The organism is Marinobacter nanhaiticus D15-8W, assembly GCF_036511935.1.
GTDB lineage: Bacteria > Pseudomonadota > Gammaproteobacteria > Pseudomonadales > Oleiphilaceae > Marinobacter_A > Marinobacter_A nanhaiticus.
Window position 1 is genome coordinate 1451402 of record NZ_AP028878.1, and the last position, 24894, is coordinate 1476295.

At 58.2% G+C, this 24894-nt stretch carries 19 protein-coding genes; 9 read left to right on the top strand and 10 right to left on the bottom strand.

Annotated elements, in window-relative coordinates:
- Positions 1-48 precede the first annotated feature (48 nt).
- Positions 49-954, top strand: coding sequence for a LysR family transcriptional regulator (locus RE428_RS06540; protein WP_004581178.1), 906 nt, complete (start codon positions 49-51; stop codon positions 952-954).
- On the opposite strand, the gene RE428_RS06545 is transcribed toward RE428_RS06540, so the two are convergent.
- The gene (locus tag RE428_RS06545) at positions 944-2581 is read right to left on the bottom strand and encodes a methyl-accepting chemotaxis protein (protein WP_004581179.1); all 1638 of its coding nucleotides are present in this window, start codon (positions 2579-2581) and stop codon (positions 944-946) included. The two genes, RE428_RS06540 and RE428_RS06545, sit on opposite strands and share 11 nt — an antisense overlap.
- 248 nt (positions 2582-2829) lie before the next feature.
- Here RE428_RS06545 and RE428_RS06550 point away from each other — a divergent pair, with 248 nt between their 5' ends.
- The 3 genes from RE428_RS06550 (at position 2830) to RE428_RS06560 (ending at position 6841) form a co-directional block, all read left to right on the top strand.
- On the top strand, positions 2830-3456 hold the full coding sequence (locus RE428_RS06550; protein ID WP_004581180.1) for a LysE family translocator: 627 nt from the start codon (positions 2830-2832) through the stop codon (positions 3454-3456).
- A 154-nt stretch (positions 3457-3610) separates the two neighbouring features.
- A complete protein-coding gene (locus RE428_RS06555) occupies positions 3611-4942 on the top strand; it encodes an erythromycin esterase family protein (protein WP_004581181.1) in 1332 nt (443 codons plus the stop codon).
- A gap of 237 nt (positions 4943-5179) precedes the next feature.
- On the top strand, positions 5180-6841 hold the full coding sequence (locus tag RE428_RS06560; protein WP_004581182.1) for a methyl-accepting chemotaxis protein: 1662 nt from the start codon (positions 5180-5182) through the stop codon (positions 6839-6841).
- A 15-nt stretch (positions 6842-6856) separates the two neighbouring features.
- On the opposite strand, the gene RE428_RS06565 is transcribed toward RE428_RS06560, so the two are convergent.
- A complete protein-coding gene (locus tag RE428_RS06565) occupies positions 6857-7894 on the bottom strand; it encodes an MBL fold metallo-hydrolase (protein WP_004581183.1) in 1038 nt (345 codons plus the stop codon).
- Positions 7895-8195: 301 nt separating this feature from the next.
- On the opposite strand from RE428_RS06565, the gene RE428_RS06570 reads away from it, so the two are divergent.
- Entirely contained in the window at positions 8196-9464 is a 1269-nt protein-coding gene (locus tag RE428_RS06570; RefSeq protein WP_004581184.1) for a methyltransferase, read from the top strand.
- On the opposite strand, the gene RE428_RS06575 is transcribed toward RE428_RS06570, so the two are convergent.
- From RE428_RS06575 to egtB, 4 genes are all read right to left on the bottom strand, one after another.
- Complete coding sequence (locus RE428_RS06575) at positions 9452-11695, bottom strand: hypothetical protein (protein ID WP_004581185.1); 2244 nt, start codon at positions 11693-11695, stop codon at positions 9452-9454. The two genes, RE428_RS06570 and RE428_RS06575, sit on opposite strands and share 13 nt — an antisense overlap.
- A 5-nt stretch (positions 11696-11700) precedes the next feature.
- Complete coding sequence (locus RE428_RS06580; protein ID WP_004581186.1) at positions 11701-12453, bottom strand: TVP38/TMEM64 family protein; 753 nt, start codon at positions 12451-12453, stop codon at positions 11701-11703.
- Positions 12454-12637: 184 nt separating this feature from the next.
- Entirely contained in the window at positions 12638-13615 is a 978-nt protein-coding gene (gene egtD / locus RE428_RS06585; RefSeq protein ID WP_004581187.1) for an L-histidine N(alpha)-methyltransferase, read from the bottom strand.
- 113 nt (positions 13616-13728) lie between these two features.
- Positions 13729-15018: an ergothioneine biosynthesis protein EgtB gene (gene egtB, locus RE428_RS06590; RefSeq protein WP_004581188.1), complete on the bottom strand. Its 1290-nt coding sequence runs from the start codon at positions 15016-15018 to the stop codon at positions 13729-13731.
- A 478-nt stretch (positions 15019-15496) separates the two neighbouring features.
- Between egtB and RE428_RS06595 the strand changes: the two genes are divergently transcribed.
- Positions 15497-17788, top strand: a complete 2292-nt coding sequence (locus RE428_RS06595; protein WP_004581189.1) for a putative bifunctional diguanylate cyclase/phosphodiesterase — start codon at positions 15497-15499, stop codon at positions 17786-17788.
- Positions 17789-17821: 33 nt separating this feature from the next.
- Here RE428_RS06595 and RE428_RS06600 read toward each other — a convergent pair whose 3' ends face one another.
- Positions 17822-18628: a Crp/Fnr family transcriptional regulator gene (locus RE428_RS06600; RefSeq protein ID WP_004581190.1), complete on the bottom strand. Its 807-nt coding sequence runs from the start codon at positions 18626-18628 to the stop codon at positions 17822-17824.
- A 421-nt stretch (positions 18629-19049) separates the two neighbouring features.
- Between RE428_RS06600 and RE428_RS06605 the strand changes: the two genes are divergently transcribed.
- Positions 19050-20291: a cation:proton antiporter gene (locus RE428_RS06605; RefSeq protein ID WP_004581191.1), complete on the top strand. Its 1242-nt coding sequence runs from the start codon at positions 19050-19052 to the stop codon at positions 20289-20291.
- A gap of 29 nt (positions 20292-20320) precedes the next feature.
- Here RE428_RS06605 and RE428_RS06610 read toward each other — a convergent pair whose 3' ends face one another.
- A complete protein-coding gene (locus tag RE428_RS06610) occupies positions 20321-21094 on the bottom strand; it encodes a Crp/Fnr family transcriptional regulator (RefSeq protein WP_115840314.1) in 774 nt (257 codons plus the stop codon).
- Between the two features lie 188 nt (positions 21095-21282).
- Positions 21283-22068 (bottom strand): Crp/Fnr family transcriptional regulator, encoded by a 786-nt coding sequence (locus RE428_RS06615; RefSeq protein WP_004581193.1) that lies wholly within the window; start codon positions 22066-22068, stop codon positions 21283-21285.
- A 512-nt stretch (positions 22069-22580) separates the two neighbouring features.
- Between RE428_RS06615 and thpD the strand changes: the two genes are divergently transcribed.
- Positions 22581-23489, top strand: a complete 909-nt coding sequence (thpD, locus tag RE428_RS06620; RefSeq protein WP_004581194.1) for an ectoine hydroxylase — start codon at positions 22581-22583, stop codon at positions 23487-23489.
- 336 nt (positions 23490-23825) lie between these two features.
- Complete coding sequence (locus RE428_RS06625) at positions 23826-24254, top strand: host attachment protein (RefSeq protein ID WP_004581195.1); 429 nt, start codon at positions 23826-23828, stop codon at positions 24252-24254.
- Between the two features lie 234 nt (positions 24255-24488).
- On the opposite strand, the gene RE428_RS06630 is transcribed toward RE428_RS06625, so the two are convergent.
- On the bottom strand, positions 24489-24836 hold the full coding sequence (locus RE428_RS06630) for an EF-hand domain-containing protein (protein ID WP_004581196.1): 348 nt from the start codon (positions 24834-24836) through the stop codon (positions 24489-24491).
- Positions 24837-24894: the final 58 nt, after the last annotated feature.

Genomic DNA, 24894 nt, shown 5'->3' on the forward strand with positions numbered 1-24894 from the left:
GGTGATAATTGGGCTGGGCTATAAAACTCTTTTAAGCAAAATTTGAAAATGAGCAACCTCAACGACCTGCGGCTCTTTGTCGAAGCCGCCCGCCAAGGTTCCCTGCGTGCCGCCGCGCGCAAGCTCGAACGCACGCCGGCAGCGGCCAGCGCAGCCCTGAAACGACTCGAAGCGGAACTGGGTGTAAAGCTGATCGAGCGCAATACCCGACACTTGAGATTGACCCCGGAAGGTCAGTTGTACCGGGAGCGGATCGCAGCTGGGCTGGCACTGATCGACGAAGCCCGCCACGCCATGCACTACGACTGCGCTGAGATCAGCGGCGAGATTCGGGTCACCACTCCGGTGGATTTCGCGCACCAGTTCCTGCGGCCGCTAATGAATGAATTCCAGTGTCTGCATCCTCAGGTCAGCTTCGTCACGCAGGTGGGTGATTCACTGAGCGATCTGGTCTCGGAGCCGCTGGATGTTGCTATCCGCTACGGCGAACTGCCTGATTCAGCTCTCGTCGCCCGGCGACTGCTGGAAAACTCCCGACTGGTGCTGGGCTCCCCGGACTACTTCGAGCGTCATGGCTACCCCGCTCACCCCAACGATCTGCTAAATCACAACTGCCTGATCTACCAGAGTCGCGGTCAGGCCTATCGCCGTTGGTCGTTCCAGCGAAGTGGCGAAACCGTGGTGGTCGAGGTGAATGGCGATCGCACGTGCAACGACGGAGCAATGGTGAGGGAGTGGTTGCTGGACGGGGTAGGGGTGGCGTATATCAGCGAGCTGGACAGCCGGGCCGACCTGACCGCCGGCCGGCTGGTTCCGGCGTTCAAAGGCTGGCTGGGCGATTCGGTCCCCATCAGCGCCGTCTACCCGGGAACCGGCCCCAGGCCGGTCCGGGTGAAGCGCTTTGTCGAGTTTCTCGAGGAAAGGCTGGCAAACGCGCGTTCTGCTACGCCCTGAAGAAACTCACTTTGGACATCAACTGATCGGCCAGGCCGGAGAGTTCTCGGCTGGAGACGGCGACCTGTTCGGAGCCCGCTGAGGTCGCGACGGCGGCATCATGAATGCGGGTGATATTGCGATTGACCTCCTCGGCCACGGCACTCTGCTGCTCGGATGCCGCTGCGATCTGGGCGTTCATGTCGGTGATGGCGCCGACTTCCCGACCAATGCTGGCCAGGGCCAGCTCCGCCTCACGGGTTTGCTCGACAGTCTTGCGGGCCTTATCCCGACTGGCCTCCATCACATCAGCCGCCTTGTGGGCGCCGGTCTGCAGCTTTGCGATCATCTCCTGAATCTCGCGGGTGGAGTCCTGGGTGCGGTTGGCCAGCGAGCGCACCTCATCGGCAACGACCGCGAAACCTCGACCATGGGTACCCGCGCGAGCGGCTTCGATCGCCGCATTCAGCGCCAGCAGGTTGGTCTGCTCGGCAATTCCATTGATCACCTCGACAATCTTCTCGATGTCGGCGCTGTCCCTGGAGACGCCGTGAACGGTCTCGGCGGCATCCTCAAGCGTCTCGGCCAGGTTATTGATAGCACCGGCAGTCTCGCTGACGATCCGGTTGCCGGTCTTGACCTCTTCATCGGCGGTGCGGGTCGCCGTGGCGGCTTGGGCCGCATAGTCGGCAACTTCAGCCACCGATGCGGCCATTTCATTGATTGCCGCGGCCATCTGCTCGGCTTCCCGTGATTGCAGGCGGATCTGTTGGCTGTTGTTTTCAGACGTGGAAAGCAGTTCCGCAGAGGACCCGTTCAGCGCATCCGCGCCGGAACGGACCTGATTGATGGTGTCCAGCAACCGGGTGAGCGTGTTCTTCAGGGCGCCCATTACGCTATTCTCGTAACGGGTATGAATCGTGTGGTTCAGCTGCCCCTCGGCGAGACGACGGATCACCTCAGCCACTTCATGGGGTTCGGCACCCAGCGTCGACTTGAGTGTGCGGATAATTACGGTACTGATCATTATGCTGATTATCAGGGCAACGACAGTGATTGCCAGAATAATGGACTGGAAGTTGCTGGCCGTGTCCATCACGGCGCCTACATCTGCCGTAATGGCCTCTTCCTGGTAATCAATGAAGGCGTTAACCCGCTTGAGCCATTCTGTATAGGCTGGGGATACTTCCTCGAGAAGAAACGTGCGGGCTTCTTCGATTTCCCCTGCCAGCCGTAGCTCGATCAGCTCAGCGGTCAGTGACAGCGTGCGACGTTCGATCGCTTCTATGGCTTCCAGGAGATCGTCTTCCCTGGCTGTGCTGTCCTGTTCGTCGAACAGCTGGCTCATGATGGCTGCGGCGTCCTGATAATACTGGTCGAGGCGTTCGATGTTCTGGAGATGACCTTCGAGTGCGCTCGGCTCTCGGACCAACACGGCATCGCGAATGGCGATGGCCCGATCATGGACGCTGCCACGGAAGTTGATGGCCTGGCGCTGCTTATCGGTTGCCCCTTCACTGACGTCGGTCAAGGTACGGTCGATAAAGTCGACGCGGTTAATACCGATCAGGCTGATGAGGATCATGAGTGAAAGAATGAGGCCAAAACCAACGCCTAGACGTTGGGCAGTGCTGAGCTTTGCAAACATGAATTCGTCACCTGTCCAGGATAGTGTTTCGGTATGTCGTGCCTCCGACTCAACAGTCTGACGGGGACCTTTCCTGGTCTGACGACGACGCTCGGTATGAGCTACCGGGAAGCAATACTTGAAGCTGTGGCAATTGAATTACTAAAAACTATGTCTTTTTGTGTTTTTTATTGTTTTTTACAATTCATTTGATTGGGAGAACGTGCAAGAGTATTGCAAGCTAATTCGTAGGGAAGGAGTGTGCTTAAATGTCCATTTCCACTTGGCTCCTTTTCATTGCCGCCGCTGCGGTCAGCATTCTCAGTCCCGGGCCTGCAGTCCTTGTCGCCCTCAGGAACGGCATGTCGGGCGACATTCGCAAAGTCGTGCTTTCTTCACTGGGCAACGTTTGCGGCCTTCTGGCCATAGCCGGATTTGCTGTGCTGGGTTTGGGCGTTGTACTCAAGACGTCGGAATGGTTGTTCCTGCTGCTCAAGCTTCTCGGTGCGGCATACCTTATCTATCTCGGTGTTCGTCAATGGCGTAGTCATGGCTTCGTCTTGTCTCCCTCTGGCCAGGGGGAGCACCGAACAGGTGTTCGCTTGTTCACTGAGGGCCTGTTGGTGGCTGTGAGCAATCCGAAAGCGATCCTCTTCTTTACCGCACTCTTTCCACAGTTCCTGGATACGGGGCGTCCTGTCTGGCCGCAGTTCCTGCTGATGGTGGGAACCTTCATGGCGTTTTCGTTTTTAACGCTGGTGGCTTACGGCACGCTCGCGAAGCGCATCACCCGCATTTTAAATTCGGCGCGCCGTACACGCTGGTTCAACCGGATACTGGGCGGCGCCTTCGTCAGTTTGGGGATATCCGTGATGCGGCTTAAACAGCCGGTCTAGAACATTGACCCTTTAACTCTTCAGCTATCGTCACAACGTTCTACCCACAGGCAGCAGAAACCGCAGTCGCGCCTGGATTAGCGACACATCGAGCCCGCGCCGACACCCGGACCGGAAACACACGGCGTGGGCGATCTAATCCAAGGAGGCGTCTATGGCCATCGAGAGTACAACTGAGCTTGATGAGCTCAGGGACTCGTTGACTCCGCTTCGCAACAGCGCCCACGACTTCGACACGTTGCTGAGCATGTGCCGTGACAAGTCACTGATCCTGATGGGTGAGGCTACACACGGCACCCATGAGTTTTACGAAACGCGGGTGGAGATCACAAAGCGACTGATCCTCGACCAGGGATTGCAGGCTATCGCCGTGGAGGCGGACTGGCCGGCAGCCTATCGGGTGAATCGATACGTTAACGGCCTGGGGAATGACGCCACCGCGCAAGAGGCCCTGGGTGACTTCAAGCGATTCCCGCTTTGGATGTGGCGCAATACCGTAGTCCTGGCGTTCGTCGATTGGCTGCGCGAGTACAACGAAAGTCAGCCGCCTGAACTGCGCGTCGGGTTTTACGGGCTGGATATGTACAGTCTCTACGAATCCATCGCCGCTGTACTCGAGTACCTCGACCGGGTTGATCCCGAGGCCGCCCGGGAGGCGCGTCGCCAGTATGGCTGTCTGGATCACATGTCCAACGAGCAGCGTTATGGTTTCGGGGTGAGCACGGGGCGTCGCCCTTCCTGTGAGGAGGAAGTGGTCGAGCAACTGGTACGCCTGCGGCTCAATGCCCCCGACTACGTGAAGGAAGGCGGTATGCTCGCGCGGGACGAGCTGTTCCATGCGGAGCAAAATGCCCGGCTGGTCCGCAATGCCGAGAATTATTACCGGGCCATGTTCGGCGACCGCATCAGCACTTGGAATCTGCGGGACCGACACATGAGCGATACGCTGGAAGCCATACAGAAACACCTTTCCGAACGTTCCGGCAAGCCGGCGAGAATCGCAGTGTGGGAACACAACTCCCACCTCGGCGATGCACGTGCCACCCAGATGGGCGACCGCGATGAACATAATGTCGGCCAACTCACCCGGGAAAGGGTGGGGGATGATGCTTTGCTACTTGGCTTCACCACCCATAGCGGTTCAGTTTCCGCAGCGTCCGCCTGGGATGGCCCAGTTGAACGCAAGACCGTACGCCCCGCGTTGCCGGAAAGCTACGAGGGTCTGTTCCACGAGATGGACGAAAATGATTTCTTCCTGGAGCTGGGCGATGCTGCGCCGGAAATCCTTCGCGCGCCGCGTCTCGAACGTGCGATTGGCGTGCTATACCTACCCAGGACGGAGCGTCAAAGCCACTACTTCCGCTGCCGATTGCCTGAGCAGTTCGACGCGGTATTTCACTTCGATCGTACCCATGCGTTACAGCCGATGGATGATGTGTCGGAGTGGAGTGACGAGACCCCCGAAACCTATCCCTTCGGTCTTTGAAATATAGGCTAGAGCTGGGGGGCCGCAGCTTCTCCCAGCTTAGATGCCGATGAACCGGCGACAGAAAATTACAATAGATTGCTAATTCCCTGCAGTTTCCCGCCCCTTGCCGACTTATGTTGTATCTTCAGGTAGTCGGTTCGTCTAAAAGCATTCCTTAACGTCTGCGAGTTTGCTGGCTGGGTATTGAACAGCCACATTCGGGAATCCGAGGTTCCCGGATCTGCATTACAACAAATGATCGAGGTTTACATGTTTGGTTGGTGGTCCCGCCTAAGCATCCGCTGGAAACTGCAGTTCACCTTTTTCGCCGTCACCATGGCGACGACGCTCTATAACCGCTTCATCGAAATGCTGAATCTGCAGTCCATGCTAGCGTTGGCGGAAAGGGAAGGCGTGACTGAAGAAACCATGGCGGTACTGCACCAGCACTACGACGATGTGATGGTGACTGCGATATGGGAATCGGCACTGGAATTCCTGGTCCAGTTCGTATTGATTGCCATACTGGCGGCCGTCATGGTGCGTCCGATCATGGCTCTGAACCGGTCGCTGAGGTCGGTCGAGAAAGGCGATCTGACAAAGCCGGTTGAGGTGACGTCCCAGGATGAAATCGGGCAGGTCCAGCGTCAGTTCAACGACATGTTATCCCGGCTCAACAGATTGATCGCGAGTATCCACGATTCTTCGGTACATATGGGGCAATCCGCCTACCAGATCGCAGCGGTCTCTCGAGAAATCGAGCAGATCAGTCGCGCCCAGGAAACCCGGTCGACGGAAGTCACCGAAGCGACCGATGCCCTGCACCAGGCCTCGGAGCAGGTGCGTGACTTGAGCGGCAACACGTTGGAAAAAGCCCTGGAGACCGAAGCACGCGGCCGTGAAGGCGTCGAATCGGTGCAGCAGACCATCCAGCGTATGCAAGTCATCGGTCAGGGCGTCGGCAAGGCGTCCTCGGAGGTCGGTGAGCTTCAGGCTGCGGCCGGCACCATTGGCGAGATTGTGGGTACGATTCGCTCGATCTCGGAACAAACCAACCTGCTTGCCCTGAACGCGGCCATCGAGGCTGCCCGGGCCGGAGACAGCGGCCGTGGTTTCGCTGTCGTTGCCGACGAGGTGCGTGCGCTGGCCGCTCGTACGGGACAATCGGCCGAGGAGGTGGCGCGGATCGTGGAGACACTGATCCAGCGAGTCGAAGCGGTATCCAGGGTTATGGATGGTGTGGTGGCCGATATGGACGAGAACCGTGAAAGCTCCGAGCGCACCATTGGCATTATCGAGGCCATGGGTAACGATATCAGCGAAACCACCGAGTTGAACCAACGCATTAGCCAGGCGTCTTCCGAGCAACTCGAGGGACTGGCCCAAGTCAACGATACCCTGTCGACCCTTTTCAGTACGCTGCAGGAAAACTCACAGAAAATCGGCAATACCGCCAATATCGGCGACGCCCTGTTCGAGCTCACCAGCCGGCTACAGAACCAGTTGACCGGTATGAAGTATGACGAGAGCCATCGCGAGCGTTCGGACGCGCCGAGCAACGGCGAGGAGCGCCGCAATGCCGAGCGGGTCAGCGGACACCTGCTGGTCACGATCTGGCATAACAGTACCCAGTACGAAGGTCTGTCCCAGGACATTAGCCTCACGGGGCTGAACCTGCTGGCAAAGCAGTCCTTCGAACAAGGCAGCCACCTGCGTCTGCAGATCCAGATGCCCAGTGACGATATCCGTGATTTCTCTCGCCACGACATCGTCGAGGTTGAGGGTGAGGTGGTCTGGCGCAGGGATCAGGACAACCGCTACCGGTATGGCATCAAATTCGCCGAGCAGAGTGCGGCCAAACGCCAGCAGTTGGAGCAGTGCGTGGCCTTCTTCAGCCAGGAGCGCAGGGTTGCCTGATCTGTCGCTGCCGATTCAGGCGCGTGAGGCGACGGTTGCCGGTTCGTGTTTCTCCGCTGTACGAGGAAAGGGGCGGATTTCACCGTGCTGCATGACGCGGAAGGCTCCCTCGTCTATGCCCTGATCCGCTAGCGCCTGACGCAGGCGTCGGGGCGGTTCGTCCATCGGTTCGTCAGTGAGCACGAAAGTACCCCAATGCATGGCCACGGACTGCCGGGCGCCGATATCCCTGTGGATGTGGACGGCCTCCTCCGGATCGACGTGGACCGGCGACATGAACCAGCGAGGGTCGTAGGCGCCGATGGGTAGCAGGGCGAGGTCGATCGGCGCAAAGATTTCTCCAATCTCCGTGAAAACGGTCCCGTAGCCCGTATCGCCGGCGAAGTAGAAGCGGAATCCGTCAATATCCAGCAGCCAGCTGCACCACAGCGATCGGTTGCCATCGGTGGGTGAACGTCCGCTGAAGTGTTGGGTGGGGAGGCAGAAGGTTTCCCGGCCATCCGCGAATTTCTCGGAATGCCACCAGTCCAGCTCCACGAGGTTACGGATCTTCCGTTTCTCGAACCATGCCCGTAATCCCTTGGGAATACAGAAACACAGGTCATCGCCGAATCGCCGGTGGAGCTGGCGTACGGTGGTTTCGTCCAGGTGGTCGTAGTGGTTGTGGGAGATAAGTACCTGGTGGATTTCAGGCAGTTCCGCAACTGTCAGCGCCGCGGGCGTGTAGCGTTTGGGACCGACCCGCTTGAACGGGCTCGCGCGTTCGGACAGCACCGGGTCGGTGAGGATATTAAGACCACGATACTGGAACAGGAACGCGGCATGGCCGAGCCAGGTGAGTTGAGGTTCGGCGGGTGGCTGCGCCAGGGTGCGGGCTTCCGGATGTAACAGGGCAAAGCGCTTGCCCCGTGGGAACCGGCGGCCAGGTGCCAGTTGCCAGCGCAGGAAATCCCCCAGGCCATGGGTGACCGTGCGTTCCAGGTTGCGGAATCGCCCCTTGGCATAATGTGGGCGAGCCGCCTGTTCGGCCAGTCGTTTGCGGTCAATGTCCATCTGTTGGGTTCCTTGCCATCACATAATCTTTGGCCGCGACTCGCGGCAGCGCCCGGATTCGGATTTCATGTTAGCTTGCGACCATTGCCCGTGCTGCGCAACAGGTACCTATTCTCGTGAAAACGGTGAGCAGCTCTCAGTCTCGACGCCCGTTCTTGATGCATCCTGAATGCTGATTCTATAATCATTTCGTAGCGTGCTCTGTAACATCCGGAGGCGTTGCGACCATCTTCAACCGACCACCGCTGTCGGGGTGTGAAGCTTTCCCCTGGGTCTTTGCTCTGGAAGTCATTGCGACACCATGGACAAGGATCTGCAATGGGCCGACGTCATTGTTGGCCACCAACCGTTTACACGCGGGGACATAGGCAGCCAGCCGGCCGCGTCACTCTCTTCACTCTACCGGACCCGCTGGGGTCAGGCCCGTGTCAGCCGTGGGCTGGTCGCCGGCCACGAGTGGGTGATCAAGGATGTCTCGGGCAATCGGGTTACCAAATACCTTTGGGGCCGCTGGCTCCTGGCCCGAGAGTATCGTGCCCTAAAACTGCTGATGAACCTGCCGGGCGTGCCACGCGAACCGTTCATGCTGGATCGGGATGCACTCTGCTACCGCTATATTGGCGGGACGACGTTGCGCGAGCGACGTGAGCGGAACGATAAGCTCGATGCCGGGTTTTTCCTCAGGCTGGAAGGTACCCTCCGGCAGATCCACGACCGCGGGGTGGTGCATATGGACCTGGGAAATACTCGTAATATCCTTGTCGCCGACGAAACCGGAGAGCCCGGTGTGATTGATTTCGGCTCCTGCGTCTTCACTCAGTTCGTTCCCAAGCAGCTGACCCACCGGCTACAACGCATGGATTACAGCCGCCTCTACAAGTCCTGGGCTCGTCTGGCGCCGGAGTCTCTCGACGACGACCGGACCAGGTACCTCCAAGCGTATTATCACCGGCACCATTCCAAGCCAAAACATTGGGGGCGCGACATGACGCACGCCATTCGCCAATTCTTTCACAACGCCACCTTCCGCCAGTGGTTCCGTAAACTCAGAGTCCCCCTGGGCATCGCTCTGCTCGTGCTCATCATGAGCGAGATCAGCGCAGCCTGGTATTGGCCGGGGGCGGCGGTAGCACTGGTCGGCGCGTTACTGCAGGCCTGGAGTTTCGCGTGTATCGATACCCAGAAAGTGCTGGCGGACAAAGGACCCTACAGTCTCGTGCGCAATCCCCAGTACATCACCCGGTTCCTGTTGGTCATCGGCGTGGTGATGATGACGGGCAGTCCGTGGCTGGTGCTGGCTACGATGGCACTTTACTACTTTTATGCGGTCACTCGCGTGGAAAGGGAAGAGGCGTTGCTTCCGACGGTTTTCGGCGACGCGTACCGCGATTACTGCGAGCGTGTGCCGCGCTTTGTCCCTCGCCTGACCAACCTGGATCGCGAACGGCTATTGCACTGGAACTGGCACGCCTTCCGCAAGAACCACGGCGCGAGCAACCTGGCGACGGTATTGGCGTGCCTCGGGATTCTCTATATCTGGGCATTCCACATCGTTGATCAGGCTTCCTGACCCTGACGTTCGAGCGTCACCGAGTTCGCTCCCTTTTTCGCCATGATCGGGTCGTGGCCGGGAAGCTGGACAGAGATCTCAGGCTCTGCACCGTGCCAGTCGGCCGTCCATACCACTTCGGGATCACCGTCAGGGTTAGGGCTGATGCTTACCGAAACGCTGCCGAACGTCGTTGGAGCCGGGCCGAAGCTGATCGGTCTGGACTGGTCGAGCCAACGCTGGGGAATGCCGGCGCACAGGACCAGCCGCTCGCCTTCCTCACGGACGAAGCAATTGCGGATCATCAGCACCCATTCCGCCGATGCCCAAACGTGATGGCCGTCGCCCATGCAACCGCCCCCGGTACCCGGGTGGATGGCTTCGGGCCACTGACCGGTGGATGAGGCCAGATCGGCTACGGCATCCATCAGGTCCACATGACGCGGATCGCCAGCCCGTAGCAGGACCTGCGCTACGTGCAGGGTGAGGTAGGCATTGAGGCCGGAATGGATCATGTCCTGATAGAAGGCATCTTTCACGAAGCAGTGCTCGATCAGGAAGTTTGCCAGGTCAAGCAGGCGCGGATCGTCTGGCTCGCAGAGTTGTGCCGGATAGCCGAAGGCGAGTGAGCCGATCGCACCCGCATCCAGGCGCCTGTAGGGCGAAGCGGGGATGGCCAGGCGACCCAGACGCTGCTGACATTTCTCCAGGGAGCGATCAATGGCATGGGCGAAGTTGTCCGCCTCGCGGGCGATTTCCTTGCTCTCCTCGATGTTGAACTCGGCTAGCATCTCACTCGCGGCGTGCAGGCCGGCCAACCCCCAGAAATCATCCCAGAAATAGTAGTCGTTGGGACCCAGATGTTCGGCGCTAAAGCCGGCCGGCAGTAGGCCGGCGTGGGGCGCATCGAGGTTTTCCTTCAGGCGTTTGCGCCCGATCCAGCGCGAACCGCGTTTGATTGGGCCATGCCAATGGGCTCCGGGTTTGGTGCCGGTCAGCTGGAAAAAGCGTTGCAGGATCCAGAGCACCTGGCCGTTGGAATCCCACTCCCCCTCCTGGGAGCGGAAATAGCCCATGGTCGTCTGCCGGTCGGGAAAGCGTTCCAGCGCCCGCTCGGCCCGGCCGGTCAGGCCCACGCTCAGCAGGGCATTGATGATGAAGGCGGCATCCCGGAACCAGAAACGTTTGTAGGTGAACGGACCGGGATAGACATCGTCCGGTGAGTGGAGGATTAGCGAGACAACCGCGGCGTCATAGAGAAACTGGTACTTCGCGTCGGGGCACACCAGTTTTGCATGGCCTTCGCGCTCCTCGGTCCAGGCGTCGGGCGAAGGCAGGCGGGCGGAGCGCTCCGACAGGGGTACGCTGGCGGTGATCTCTGTGGTCTCGCCTGGCTTGACGGTAAATAGTGCCGCGGCGGTGACCATGCCGACATCGCAGACGCCCTCGGTCTGGTCGTCGCGATCCTGCAGGTGGATATGCACGTCACCATGCGTGTAGTCGGATACATGGTGCCGGCCCGCTGGGCGGCTGAAGGAAACCGATTTATGCCCGTCGATGGTCCAGGCATTGCGTTCCCTGGAAAGGTGGGCTTTGTGGATAAAGGCAATGCCTTCCGGATTGCTGGGCCGCAAGGCCAGCACGAGCGAACCTTCGGTGTCGCTCTGGGCCCGCAGTCGCATCTTGCAGACGGGGACACCATTCTCCAGTTCGACCCAGGCGCGGTTGGTCAGCTTCATGCCCGCCATGGCCGATTCAGTCGTAACACTTACACCCTGGCCCAGCTCCTGGCGCTGCCTGGCGTCGGGAATGCGGGAAGGTAGTAGACAGCGCCCGTCCTTGGCCATCAGCCAGCCGTCCAGGGACCAGCCGTCGAAGAACGGGGTCAGCAGGCCGCGCGGATCGACGATCGGAAGTTCGTCCACGTCGGGATGGCCGACAGCGGTCCAGTTGCGATGGCTAAGATTGATGTGCGTGATAGAGAACGCGCGCGGAATGAATGACGGGTCCAGCGGATCGAACTGTTTTTCGATCCAGTAGGGCCAGACCCAATCCAGGTTGTGCTGGATCACCCGGCTGTTGATCAGCCCACGCGCGTGGAACACCACGCCGGCACGCAGGAGTTCAATGGGTTCGCCGACGTCGGACGGCTGGGCGAAGCTATGCAGGCGGGACAGCAGCGCTATCGGGTCGAGGAAGCCGTGCTTGCGTGCGACATGACGTACGACGAAGCGCCAGGGCAGCCATTTCATCCAGCTCACGAGGGATCCTCCACGATATCTTCATTGCCTGTGTATTTGGCCAACGCGCGGCGGGCGAGGCGATTGAGGAATATCACCGCCACAACCGTACCTACGAAGCCGGCGCCGTAAATGGCCCATTCCAGGTGCGATCGACCGGTCTCGCGTACGCCCAGCGTGGTCAGGTCGGCGGCGAGGGAACCGAGGTAGACGTTGTGCAGGGAAAAGGGGATATAGCCAAGGGCGCATCCCACGACGAATCCCGGCAGCGAGAAGTGGGTCAGCCCGAAGAAATAGTTGGAGATCTTGCTGGGAAAGAACGGAATGAGGCGCGTCAAAAGCACGATCTTCCAGCCGTGAGGAGTAAGCTCGTCACTCATCAACCTGAGCCTGGAACGGGCCATGATGAAGGCCTTGGCCTTTTCACCGAACAGGTGACGGGCAATCAGGAAGGACAGGGTCGCGCCCAGTACGGTACCGGCGACCACGTAGAGGGTGCCGTGGAACACCCCGAAGACGAACCCAGCGCCGGTGGTGAACAGCACACCGGGTAACAGCAGGACCATTACCAGGCTCATGATCAGGATGAACAGCACCGGCGCCCAGGCTCCCTGGGCATCAAACCACTGCAACAGCTCAACGATGCGCTCGTGAATACCGAGGGCGTAGAGCACTGCGAGAATAGCGCCGACCAGCACGATGCTGGCCAGGATGCCCACGATGGGCGACTTCTTCCAACCTGCACGGCGTTCGAGTTCAGCTTGTTCCATTGCTTACTGCATACCTCGATGGATGTGTCCGGTCTCCTTTCTGGCTTGAGCGCGCAGGCTCGGGCATTCTGGCCTGGGCGCTTTGACCTGGGCTCTCTTCAATACGAGTCCTGTGACTAGAGCCTAGCCCAGATTCTATGTCGGGAAACCCGTCTAGGGGTTCCCTACGGTGACAAGCGAACGATCAGTTCGCCCGACAGTAGAATACCGAGAACAGCGACTGGGCATCGGACCAGTCCGCTTCGACGGCGAAACCGGTATCCCGGGCCAGTGCGCTGAAATCGTCATCGGTGTACTTGTAGGAGTTTTCCGAGTGGATTGTTTCCCCGACCCGGAATCCGACGCGTTGTCCTGCACACTGCACCGACTGGTCCCGCAGGCTCTCCAGGTGCATCTCGACACGTCGCGCGTCGGTGTTGTAGAACGCCCGGTGGCGGAAGGCCTCTGTGTCGAAGTCCGCCGGCAGGATACGGTTCAGGTGCGTCAACGCGTTCAGGTTGAATGCCGCCGTGACCCCGGCCTGATCGTTGTAGGCGGCCGTGAGCGTGTCGGCGTCCTTATGCCGGTCGACGCCAATCAGCAGGCCGCCATCGTCGCCCACCATGTGACGCACCGAGCGCAGGAAATTCCGGGCCATTTCCGGGGTGAAGTTGCCGAGGGTCGAGCCGGGAAAGAAGGCGACCCGACGTGCCGGAGAGGCCTCCAATTCCAAATCATCCAATTGCGAGAAGTCAGCGCACACGGCCTGGATGTCCAGCTCCGGAAAATCTCCCGCCACCGTGTTGGCGGCTGTGAGGAGGAACTCCGACGAGATATCCATGGCCACGTAGCGTGAAGGCTGGAGCGCATCGAGCAACAGGCGTACCTTCTCGCAACTGCCGCAGCCGGGCTCGATCAGCATCGCCCCTTCGCCCACATGCCGGGCGATATCCGGCGCCTTGTTCCTGAGCACCATCCGTTCGGCGCGGGTCGGGTAGTATTCCGGCTGCTCGGTAATACTCTCGAACAGCTGTGAGCCGCGTTCGTCATAGAAGAATTTGGGGCTGAGGGTTTTCTGCGGCTGGTTTAGCCCATCGAGCACCTCGGCGACGACATCCTGTTGGGCCGGGTGCATGTCGGTGAAATCCAATCGGTTATTCAGTGCCTTGGCGGATTCAGCCATGTCGTTACCTTTTTTCCCTGGTAGGCGTTCGACCAGCGCTAGCATGTGTAGCCGCGTTGGTCCCTGGAGCCAAATCTGTAGTTATATACGGCGGTTCTGATCTGCGACCGTCGTTATTTACAGTAATCCCTGGCAAGCCGCACGCCGCTAAACTGCCAGCGGTCCGGCGGATAAAAGAAATTACGGTAGCTGGCACGTACCTGGCGTGGGTCCGTCACGCAGGAGCCGCCCCGCAGCACCAGTTGGTTACACATGAACTTGCCGTTGTATTCACCGATGGCACCCTCGGCCGGACGATAGCCGGGGTAGGGTGAGTAGGCGCTGCTGGTCCACTGCCAGATGCTGCCGAACAGCGTATCGGGCGTGGGGGTATCGGGGTGGTAAAGGCCGCTATCGACGAAATGTCCTTCAACCGGTTGCCCCTGCGCCACCGATTCCCACTCGAATTCCGTCGGCAGGCGGGCATCCATCCAGCGGGCGATGGCGTCTGCCTCATACGCGCTCAGGTGGCAGGCAATGCCTTGGGGATTGAGCGGTTTCAGACCATGCAGGGTGAACTCGAACCATTCACTGTCCTGCTGGCGCCAGTACAGCGGGTGCTGCCAGTGCCCCTCCTGCACTTTGCCCCAACCATCTGCCAGCCAAAGCGCCGGCTGGCGGTAACCGCCATCCTCGATAAAGGCCAGAACGTCGGCATTAGTGACCGGCCGGTTGGCGAGTTCGAAGGGTTCGAGGAAGACGCGGTGGCGGGGCGTTTCGTTGTCGAAGCAGAAACCGGAACCCGTCTCCGCGCCCATCTTGAGGATACCGCCGTCATGGCTATTCCAGGCCAGTTCGGGCGGGGCAGAAGGCTCTTCATGGCCGGGCGCCTCGACATACACGGGGCAGAGCGGGTTCTGCGCCAGGTTGTATTTCAGGTCGGTGAAGAACAGTTCCTGGTGCTGCATCTCATGCTGCAAGCCGAGCTCGGTGCGACTGGCGATGGTCTCCTGGTCGCCGTTGGTGGATTCCAGCAGGCGCAGCATGGCGTCGTCGATGGCGTGGCGGTAATCATAGACCTCTGCCACCGTCGGGCGCGATAGCAGGCCGCGTTGAGGTCGAGGGAACTGGGCGCCGACTCCGTTGTAGTAGGAGTTGAAAATATATTCGAAGGCCGGATGTTGAGGCTGGTAACCCGGCATGAAGGGTTTGAGCAGGAATGTCTCGAAGAACCAGCTGGTGTGGGCAAGGTGCCACTTGGCGGGACTGGTTTCCGCCACCGCCTGCAGACCGTAATCCTCGATTTCCAGGGGTGCGCAGTAGTCTTCGAACTTCTGTCGCACGTCGCGATACATGTCGCGGAGATGGGCGAGGGGCATGAGTTCGTCCGTCTCCCGGCCGGCGAGCTCACCGGATTTGATCATGGCGCTCTCTCCTTGTTCTGTAGCTTATTTTCACCCGCCCTACGAACGGGGAGTGCATCCCTATTAACGTGGCTACCGATGGCATTTCAGTTACAGCAGCGTCGGTTATCCGGCCCCGACTGCCGGGGAGCAGGGCCGGATCACTGGCTGATTACTCTATGATGCTTTGAGCGGCAGAATATCAGCGTCCTGGCTTCAGCCTACTACATCTGAAGCACTCCATTGCAAATGAACTCTTGGTATTACGTGCCATTCGTGCAATGGAAACACTGGGTCTGAAGATTAACGTTGTTTGTTTTTTGAACGGATTGGCGGGCGAGGCGATATGCAGCAAGTATCTGAAGGTGCTGTCAGAACAGTTGTTTGCAAGGAGTGAATCGGGAATTAAAGCTTATCAATAACTTATTTATGTTAAGGACTTAGGGCCTTTGTGCCGCGTAAGGTTGGCGGATACATTTCCGGTTCCCGTAGGCCGCATATGGCACGCATCCTATCACTCGTCGGTAATGCAGGTGAACGGCGCCTGATTGACGCAACCCTGTCGAATTTCGACGTTACAACCGACCAGGAAGAACTGCGCAAGGCTGGAGCGGTGGACCTGATTATCGTCGACCGCGAAGCGATGCATACGTGGCAGGAAGAGATCGGCATCCTTCGCTCACGGGAAGCGCCGGCGGCCTTGCCCGTGTTGTTGATGCTACCAGCCCGGGAGCTGGATTTGTCCATGGGACTAATCGGTCAGCAGATCGAGGACGTCATGGTTCAGCCCTTCCAGCCGGCGGAGCTGTTAGCTCGGGTCAACAATCTGGTGCGGGTGCGCGACCTGTCTGTCAGCCTCAAGAATCGCATTGCCGAGAGTGACGGTGAGCTGCGTGTGCTCGGACGTGCGTTTTCGTTATTTTCCTCTTGCAACGAGTTGATACTCCGGGCAGACAGCGAAGATGCGCTGCTTAACAGTACGCTCGACGAGCTGGTCGGTAACCGAGGTTTCCGGTTTGCTTGGGTAGGTCTGGCTAAGAATGACGAGCGCAAGAGTATCGAAGTGTTGGCCCAGAGTGGTGATGCTGGAAGCTATCTCTCTGAAGTATCTCCGACATGGGGCGATGGACCGGAGGGCAACGGTCCTGCCGGGCGCGCTGTCCGCACCGGTCAGCCGCAGGTATGCGACGACATGATGAGCGCCTGTAGCTTCCAACCATGGAAAGATGCAGTGCGCGAGTACAATTTCGCCTCCTGCTTGGTGTTGCCGTGCCAGGTTAGCGATGACCGAATGGGCATACTGGTGCTCTATTCGGAACTCCGGCATGCCTTTACGGCCGAGGAAATCGAGTTGATGGGGCGGCTGAGCGAAAATATTGCCTTTGGCCTAAAGGCTCTTCGGGACCGGGAGGCCTTGCGCCTCGCCAAGCTGAGTGCAGAGCTACGGGCCTACCGTGATGTACTGACCGGCCTCCCGAATCGCCAGTGGATTCATGAGCAGCTGACCACCCTGGACGCCCAGGCTGACCGGCACGGGCGTTATGCGGCCGTGCTCTTCGTCGATCTGGATGGCTTCAAGCGGATTAACGACAGTCTGGGTCATGAGGTAGGGGACCGGATCTTGCGTAAGGTTGCGCGACGGCTCCAGGGGTTGGTCCGGGAAGAGGATTTTGTGGCGCGTCAGGGTGGCGACGAGTTCGTCGTATTGATGCCTTTCGAAAAGCTGGATGCCGGAGAGGTGGGCGACCGGGAGGGGCAGCACAACTACCTGACCGCGGCGGCCACCCATGTGGCGGATCGTATCGTTACCGGCATGCGGAAGCCCTTCACCGACGGTCACAATGAGCACTACCTGGGCGCGAGTGTCGGTATCAGTCTGTTCCCGCACGACAGTGGCGAGGCCATGGAGCTGCCGGTGTTGGCGGATCAGGCCATGTACGAGGCCAAGAGCCAGGGCGGCAATGCTTACCAGTTCTACAGCGATGAGCTTTCCGCCGAGCATGCCAATCATGTGGAACTGGAGCAGGACCTGTACCGGGCGGTGCAGCAACAGGCGTTCGAGCTGCACTATCAGCCGGTGGTCAATCTGGAGACCGGCCAGGTGCAGGCTGTGGAAGCATTGCTGCGATGGCCCCAGGCCGACGGCAGTATGGTAGCGCCGGAAGCGTTCCTGCCGATACTGGAGGAAAACGGGCTGATCATTCGCGTCGGCGACTGGATTTTCCGACGTGCCTGCGAGGACATCCGGCAGGCCCGGGAGCACCTGCCCGAACTGCGCCTGTCCCTCAATCTCTCGGTACGCCAGCTTTGGCAGCCCTCGTTGCCGGCGCGTCTTGCAGAGGTTGTCCAGAAGGCTGGCCTGCCTCCGGCAGCCGTCGAGCTGGAAGTGACGGAAGCGTCCATGATGAGCGATGTGAAACGGATGGAGAAAGTGTTGCAGGATCTCAGGCAGCACGGGTTCTCACTCACCGTCGATGACTACGGCACCGGTTATTCGTCGATGGCACGCCTGTTGGCGTTGCCCGTATCGACGCTCAAGTTGGACGGTTCATTCCTGCAAGCGGCGGAGCATACACCCAACGCCGCCTCGATGATCTCAGCCGTTGCAGATATGACGCCTAAACTGGAGCTCAGGCTCGTTGCCGAAGGTGTAGAGAACGATCAGCAGCGCACGCTGTTGAGGCGCCTCGGGTGTAGTCTGGGGCAGGGCTACCTGTTTACCCGGCCGATGCCGTTCGAGTCCTTGATGGAGTATCTGGGCCGGACCGCTACCGAGGTTGTGCCGGTTTGAGTCGATTATCAGCCAGCGCCGACGGTTGATTCATCAACTGGTCTCCAGGATGCCAAGGTCCGCCGGATCGGCTCCGCCGGCGCCGTTGATTTTGCGTTGCATCTGACGGGCCTGTTGCAGCATGGCCTCGATGTTTTCCTCGAGATAGCCAGCATCGAAGCCGGCAACCTCGCGCAGGCCTTCGACATCAAGTAGCTGGACATGGCCGTTGGTCTGTTCGATCAGGTTTTCTTCCCGCAACTCCTTGAATACCCGGTTTACATGGACCGCGCTCAGACCGAGTGCGTCGGCCAGCAGGGTCTGCGTAAGAGGCAGCGTCAGGTGGTTGTTGATAATGACATTGGTCTTTTGCAGGCGTTTGGATATTTCCAGCAGGAAGTGAGCGAGCTTTTGCCGCGCTGATCGGCGACCCAGGTTGACCAGCCGCTCTAGCAGGATGGCCTGATCGGTGGCGGAAATCATGAAGAAGATGCTGCACAGTAGCAGGGATTCGGCAAAGACTTCCGTCAGGCGGGTCTTGGGAAAGGCGCAGAGGACTGCATCGGACATCACCGTCAGGCCGGTAATGCGTTTGTTAAATGCGAATTCCCGTAGGCCAACCACATCGCCAGGTACGTAGACATCCAGAATTTGCCGGCTGCCATCTTCCATGTTCCGGTACGAGTAGACCCATCCCTTACTCACCGTGTAAAAGTGGTTGGAGGGTTCTCCCTGGGTCCACACCGAGGTGTTCTTGCGATACTCCCGTGGACTCTTTTCCAGGGAATCAAGGAGTAGCTTGTCATCCTCGGTTAGCGGTGAATAATGTTCGAAGTGTTTTATGATGCAGCTCTTTTCCATCGCGCCCTCCTGCCGTCAAGCCTGTTACTCATATGTCGTTATTTTGATTAGTTGCTGGATTCACCGGTGACGACAAGCCAACCGGTATCCCTAAAAGCAGGTGTCTCGCGATCTGGCCAAGGCAACCGGCACCGCCATTATTTACTGCCTACACTGGGTAACGCCTAGTGTATGAAGGGCGAATCAAAGGGACCATCAACTTTTCTAATCTATAAAAACCGCGCCCAAGGGGCAACAGACCCGCTTATCGGACATGGTACCAGCGAGTCATTGTCGTCTGACGTGGCTGTTCAATCCTATGAAATTGGCTCGTGTACAGATTATCTGCTGAAATCGTGGCAATCGGTATCGTTTTGATGCTTTAGAAGGCATCGTTAAAGACGCCGAAAGCAACTTTAAAAACCAGAATGTGAAGGACCACATGACCTTATTCGAAATTGTTGCCATCCTGCTCAGCCTCTCGGCGCTATTCAGTTACATCAATGCCCGCTTCATAGGGCTTCCCACCAGTATCGCCGTCATGGCTTTCTCACTGGTGTTCTCGCTGATCCTGGTGGGGCTGAACCACTTGGGAATACGCGATCTCGCTGACTGGGCTGAACAGTTGGTGGGGGAGGCGGATCTGGGACGAACGCTCCTCGACGGCATGCTCAGCTTCCTGTTGTTCGCCGGGGCCCTGCACGTCAACCTGGATGATCTGGCCGAGCAGAAATGGCTGGTGGCCTTGTTGGCCTCCTTTGGCGTGGTGACGACCACCTTCCTGGTCGGTGGTGCCCTGTGGCTGGTCGTCGACTGGCTGGGGCTGTCGCTGCCGTTTATCTACTGCCTGTTGTTTGGTGCTGTGGTAGCGCCTACGGATCCCGTTGCGGTGCTGGCTATCCTGAAGTCGGTGGATGCGCCGGCGAGCCTGTCCACCAAGATTGCCGGTGAATCCCTGTTCAATGACGGTGTAGCGGTCGTGGTATTCCTGGGCATACTTGGTATCGCCCAGGGCGAACGGGAGGCGACGTTCGCCAGTATCGGCCTCCTGTTCCTGGAAGAGGCGGTAGGCGGGCTGGTGCTGGGTTTCATCCTCGGCTTCATCGGCTACCGGTTGTTGCGGAAGCTGGATAACTACCAGGTGGAAATACTGGTTACGGTAGCGTTGGTGGCCGGTGGCTATGCCCTGGCCAACCGGCTGCACATGTCCGGTCCCCTGGCGGTGGTCGTCGCCGGACTGATGCTGGGTAATCATGGCCGCAAGTTTGCCATGTCGAAAAAGACCGAGGAGCAATTGGACACCTTTTGGGAGTTGGTGGATGAGTTGCTCAACGCCGTTCTCTTCCTGTTGATCGGTCTGGAGATCCTGATCCTGTCCTTTGAGTTGCCGACGCTCTGGGCCGGGCTCGTCGCTATTCCGGTGGCGCTGTTGGCGCGGCTGGTGGCGGTAGGCATTCCGGTCATGGCATTGAAGCCGTTCCGAGAGTTTAATCCCCATTCCATCCGAGCCCTGACCTGGGGCGGCCTCAAGGGCGGGATTTCGGTCGCTCTGGCGTTGTCGTTGCCCGCGGGGCCGGAGCGCGACTTGATCCTGCCTATGGCCTATGTGGTGGTCGTGTTCTCGATCCTGGTGCAGGGTTTAACGATCAAGCATGTTCTGGGGACCGGTGACAAGGCGCCCTGATATGAAACGAGAATGACTGTCAGGCCGCGTCAATGTTGGGCGCGGCGGTTGCTGCCGGACTGTAGTTTGCGGGCCTGCTCCAGCATGTCGTCGATGTCTTCCTGAAGGTAGGTGTGATCAAAATGGGCAACTTCTTCCAAGCCTTTTATATCGAGCAATTCTACGTCGCCTTTGCCCGGACTGATCAGTCCTTCGTCCTTTAGCTCCCGGAACACTCGATTGACGTGAACCGCACTAAGCCCCAAGGCGTCGCCCAACATAGGCTGGGTCAGGGGAAGCTTCGAGCGTGCGCCGACGTCACTATTGGTTTTCTTCAGTCGTTCGAAAATCTCGACCAGAAAGTGGGCCAGCTTCTCTCGGGCCGAACGGCGTCCGAGGTTCACCAGTCGCTCCAGCAGGATGGCTTGATCACGCGCGGCGATCATAAAAAAGATATTGCAAAGCACCACTGACTCAGCAAAGACTTCTGTCAGCCGTGTTTTGGGGAAGGCGCAGAGTTCGGCGTCGCTCATCACTGTTAGGCCAGATACACGTTTGTTGAAGGCAAATTCCCGCAGCCCCACGATATCTCCGGGTACGAAGATATCCAGGACCTGTCTTGATCCGTCCTCAAGAACCCGGTGCGAAAAGGCCCAGCCGTTCTTGACCGTGTAAAAATGGTCCGAACTCGAGCCTTGATCCCAAACTGTAGTTCCCTTCACATAGCTCTTGGGCCCTTTTTCGAGAGAATCCAGAAGCGCCTTGTCGCTATCGGATAAGGGCGAGTAATGTTCGAAGTGCTTAATGATACAACTGCCGTTCACGGGATTCTCCATTCTCCAGTGCAGATGCGGGTTTAGTAAAATTTGTCTATCCAGTACCTACGAGGCTCTCGGGCGGGGCTAGCGAGATAACGGGTTCGTAAGGACCAGTCACAATAACTTTAAGAAGAGTGGGTGCCGTCGTTCAAGCCCTGGCGCAAAACAGGATGCCAGGGGGGGAGGCAGGCGGCCTAGCCCAGGCCAGGGTTGATGTTGAATTGCGGCACTGTGCGCAGGTATGCGGACAGTGTCTCGTCGTCATGCTGAAGGTAGTAGGCGTCGAACCGGGCAACCTTCCGCAGTCCCTCCAGATCGAGGATGGTCAGGCCATTACCGGTGGGCATCAGCAATGCCTCTTCCTTGAGTTCCCGGCAGGTCCGGTTTACGTGGACGACGCTGAGCCCCAATGCATCCGCGAGCAGGGCCTGGGGTACGGGCAGTTCGAGGTGATGGCCGATGTCGCCTTGTACGCGACGCACCCGCTCGGACAGCTCCACCAGGAAATGCGCAAGTTTCTCCTTTGCCGAGCGGCGACCCAGGTTGACCATACGTTCCAGAAGGATCGCCTGGTTACGGGCCACGATGGTAAAGAAGATATTGCATAACGACAGCGAGTTTGCGAACAGGGTGCTGAGCTGCGGCATGGAAAACGGGTAGAGTTCCGCGTGACTCAGTGTCATGAGACCCGAGCCCCGTTTACGGAACGCAAATTCCCGCAGGCCGATGATGTCGCCCGGGACATAGATATCCAATACCTGGCGCGTGCCTTCTTCCATGTTTCGGTAGGCGTAGGCCCAGCCCTTGCTCAGGATATAGAAGCGTTCCGAACTCGTGCCCTGTTGCCAGACCGAGGTGTTCTTCATGTAGGTGACGGGCGGCTTCACCAGAGAACTCAGGAGTTCCTTATCCTTTTGGCTCAAGGGTGTGAAATTTTCGAACTGCTCAACGATAAAGCGGGTGTCCAAAGAGTCTGTCATGAACGCTAATCTGTACAGAGATGTTAACGACTAATCTTTTTTGGGCTTTCGTCGTATGGGTTTGGTTAGCCCTTATTCTTTGAGATGCGCCCTATTCAGCCTCCGATATCCCCCGAACTCCATAACCTATGTTTAGCGTTTTGAGGTTTTAATGAAATAACCTTAACCAAGCAAAAATTTCGCCCTCAAACTGCTCAATAATGCGTCTAGTTGCCCGATATAAATGCAGTTTTTTCGTCGAGTACGGAGTCTCAAAGGACACATCGCCGTGGGCGATGGACCCAAAATTGCACCGCAAAAATCCACCACGCCTAAAACTACCTGTCAGTGAAGTTACGATCGCTTCACGCCAAGCGCGCCAGTGCCCGGACTATTTCTTTATCTATTTGATTAATAATAACTTTTTTAAGTCCTTGATCTAAGTTGTGACAACGTATGTTGTGTCAGCCCCTGGGGTGGGCTGATAACTTTCGTCCGTCATTTACATTTACTTACAAATGGAGTGTGTAGGTATGTTGCAGAATGCAGATCATTACCCCACCAGGACGGACGACAAGCGGGAGACGTTTGATCGCCATGAACCTGTGATTCACTGCGAAGGCGAAGAACGGGAATACGGCCCCCTCGGCGTTTCCCAGCTCGATCAGTTCGAGCGCGACGGGTTTCTCTGGCTTGAAGGGTTTTTCCCCCAGGAACGTATCGAGCCGTTCTTCGAAGAGCTCGACGCCATGGCCCGCGACCCGGAGATCCGTGATCGGGACGAGGTCATCATGGATGCGGACAAGACCGAGATCCGCTCGGTGTTTGCCATGCATGAACTGTCTGAAGCCTTCGACCGCATGACCCGCGACCCGCGCCTGCTCGGCATGGCGCAGCAGATCCTGGGTGGCGACGTCTATATCCACCAGTCCCGGATCAACAGCAAGGCCGGGTTCTCCGGTGGCGGCTTCAACTGGCACTCGGATTTCGAGACCTGGCACAGTGAGGATGGCATGCCGAAGATGCGTGCGATCAGTGCATCGATCATGCTGACCGACAACAATGCGTTCAACGGCCCGTTGATGCTGATTCCGGGGTCTCACAACCGCTTTGTACCTTGTGTTGGCAAAACGCCGGATAACAACTGGCTGCAGTCGCTCAAGAGTCAGGAGATCGGCGTGCCGGATCAGGAATCCATTGCTGAACTGGCCAACAAGCGCGGTATCGAGGCCCCCACAGGTCGTGCCGGTTCGTTGCTGCTTTTCGATTCCAACACGTTGCACGCGTCGAACGCGAACCTGTCGCCTTGGCCCCGTGCGAACCTGTTCTTCGTCTACAACAGCGTCGAAAACCGCTTGGCAGATCCGTTCTCCGGAACCAATCCACGTCCGGAATACCTGGGTGCACGTCAGCGCAATGTCGCCCTTACACCTAACCACTGATACCGATGCATCCTCGATTGAGTGATGCACGATTGAATCGTTGATGAAAGCCGGCCCCCGCTTTCATCGCCATAACGAAGCCGTTATCAACGAACGGAGGTACGAAAGTTGGGTTACGATTCTGTAGCTTCGTGGATAAAGCCCTTTTCGTGTCCCACGCCTTTTCGTAGGCTAAAGTTAAAGAGGGAATGGCCGTTTTGGTGAGCCAGATCGGCACTCTTCAGCAAATGCCGGTGGTTTTCCGATTCGGTTTGAGGTCATTCCGTCACATTCATCGTTGCTGGTGGCAGCAAGGATGAATTCGCAATAGCAGCAAATCCGCAACAGGAGGGAATCATGGATAAGACCTGGATTGTCGTAGCTGATAGCGCTCACGCCCGTATTCTGGCTACCACGCAGCGCGTCAATACTCCGGCTGAAATAGCATCGCTGGAGCACCCTGAATCCCGGATGAAGCAAAGCGAGCTGGTCTCGGACAAGCCGGGCCAGACGAACGATCGTATGGGCGTAGCCCAGAACCAGATGGAAGAGCCGGACTACCGGGGACAAGAGCAGGAAGACTTTGCCAGCACTATTATCGAGAAGTTGGAGGAGGGCCGCCAGCAGGGCCGCTTCGATAGCCTGGTGCTGGTTGCTGCGCCGAACTTCCTGGGTATCCTGCGGAACTCGCTCAGCAAGCCGCTGAGCAAGATGGTCACGCAAAGCCTGGATAAGAACCTGGTCACTCATGACGAGGAGAGCATCCGCAAGCACCTGTTTCATTGAACAGGTGATCCTAGCGGACGGGTTTGCTTATACCAGATCCCTCACCGATAGACTGGGCGAACCCGTCCGTCTTTGAAAAGGGGGTGTGGCATATCCGGTAAAGTCCTGCTGATTCTTTAATGGAAAGGCAGGCATAGACAAAGGCCCGGGAGCTTAACCGTAAACATACGGCTAAAGCGTCCCGGGTTTGATCATTCAGTCTGTAGGGTACTGTGTCGCAAGTGCAGGGCCTTCCTATTCCCGCCCCTCATCAAACTCCTCTCGGCTGATCTTGCCATTGTCGTTGGTATCGTAGCGATCCAATAACCGGAGTTTTTCTTCATCTTTTTTGCCGGCGGCTGGTTCGCCATAGGCATCGAGTTCTTCACCACTCAGGGTACCATCCTGATTCTGGTCGAGCTGGTTGAACAATGTCGAATCCAATGTACCCTGGCTCATACCCAGGCCCGGGTAGTGTGTATTCGATTCACGAGCCGGCTGGGGCGTTTCGTTGCCGCCTTGATAGTCCCCGGCGTGGATAACCGGGGAGGTCAACAATGTTGCGCCCAATAGCGTGGATAGGGCCATCAACGGCACTCTCATAGCGTATCCCTCCTTCTCTTCCATGGGCCGGCGTTCATGGGGCCCTCGTTAGCTTCAT

Bases quoted from the DNA above. Each gene is read 5' to 3' on its own strand.
- RE428_RS06555 (WP_004581181.1), top strand. From the start codon at position 3,611: ATGGCCATCGAGAGTACAACTGAGCTTGATGAGCTCAGGGACTCGTTG.
- egtB (WP_004581188.1), bottom strand. From the start codon at position 15,018: ATGATCAAATCCGGTGAGCTCGCCGGCCGGGAGACGGACGAACTCATG.
- RE428_RS06630 (WP_004581196.1), bottom strand. From the start codon at position 24,836: ATGAGAGTGCCGTTGATGGCCCTATCCACGCTATTGGGCGCAACATTG.
- RE428_RS06565 (WP_004581183.1), bottom strand. From the start codon at position 7,894: ATGGACATTGACCGCAAACGACTGGCCGAACAGGCGGCTCGCCCACAT.
- thpD (WP_004581194.1), top strand. From the start codon at position 22,581: ATGTTGCAGAATGCAGATCATTACCCCACCAGGACGGACGACAAGCGG.
- RE428_RS06615 (WP_004581193.1), bottom strand. From the start codon at position 22,068: ATGACAGACTCTTTGGACACCCGCTTTATCGTTGAGCAGTTCGAAAAT.
- RE428_RS06580 (WP_004581186.1), bottom strand. From the start codon at position 12,453: ATGGAACAAGCTGAACTCGAACGCCGTGCAGGTTGGAAGAAGTCGCCC.
- RE428_RS06540 (WP_004581178.1), top strand. From the start codon at position 49: ATGAGCAACCTCAACGACCTGCGGCTCTTTGTCGAAGCCGCCCGCCAA.
- RE428_RS06600 (WP_004581190.1), bottom strand. From the start codon at position 18,628: ATGGAAAAGAGCTGCATCATAAAACACTTCGAACATTATTCACCGCTA.
- RE428_RS06605 (WP_004581191.1), top strand. From the start codon at position 19,050: ATGACCTTATTCGAAATTGTTGCCATCCTGCTCAGCCTCTCGGCGCTA.
- egtD (WP_004581187.1), bottom strand. From the start codon at position 13,615: ATGGCTGAATCCGCCAAGGCACTGAATAACCGATTGGATTTCACCGAC.
- RE428_RS06575 (WP_004581185.1), bottom strand. From the start codon at position 11,695: ATGAAATGGCTGCCCTGGCGCTTCGTCGTACGTCATGTCGCACGCAAG.
- RE428_RS06545 (WP_004581179.1), bottom strand. From the start codon at position 2,581: ATGTTTGCAAAGCTCAGCACTGCCCAACGTCTAGGCGTTGGTTTTGGC.
- RE428_RS06560 (WP_004581182.1), top strand. From the start codon at position 5,180: ATGATCGAGGTTTACATGTTTGGTTGGTGGTCCCGCCTAAGCATCCGC.
- RE428_RS06625 (WP_004581195.1), top strand. From the start codon at position 23,826: ATGGATAAGACCTGGATTGTCGTAGCTGATAGCGCTCACGCCCGTATT.
- RE428_RS06570 (WP_004581184.1), top strand. From the start codon at position 8,196: ATGGACAAGGATCTGCAATGGGCCGACGTCATTGTTGGCCACCAACCG.
- RE428_RS06595 (WP_004581189.1), top strand. From the start codon at position 15,497: ATGGCACGCATCCTATCACTCGTCGGTAATGCAGGTGAACGGCGCCTG.
- RE428_RS06550 (WP_004581180.1), top strand. From the start codon at position 2,830: ATGTCCATTTCCACTTGGCTCCTTTTCATTGCCGCCGCTGCGGTCAGC.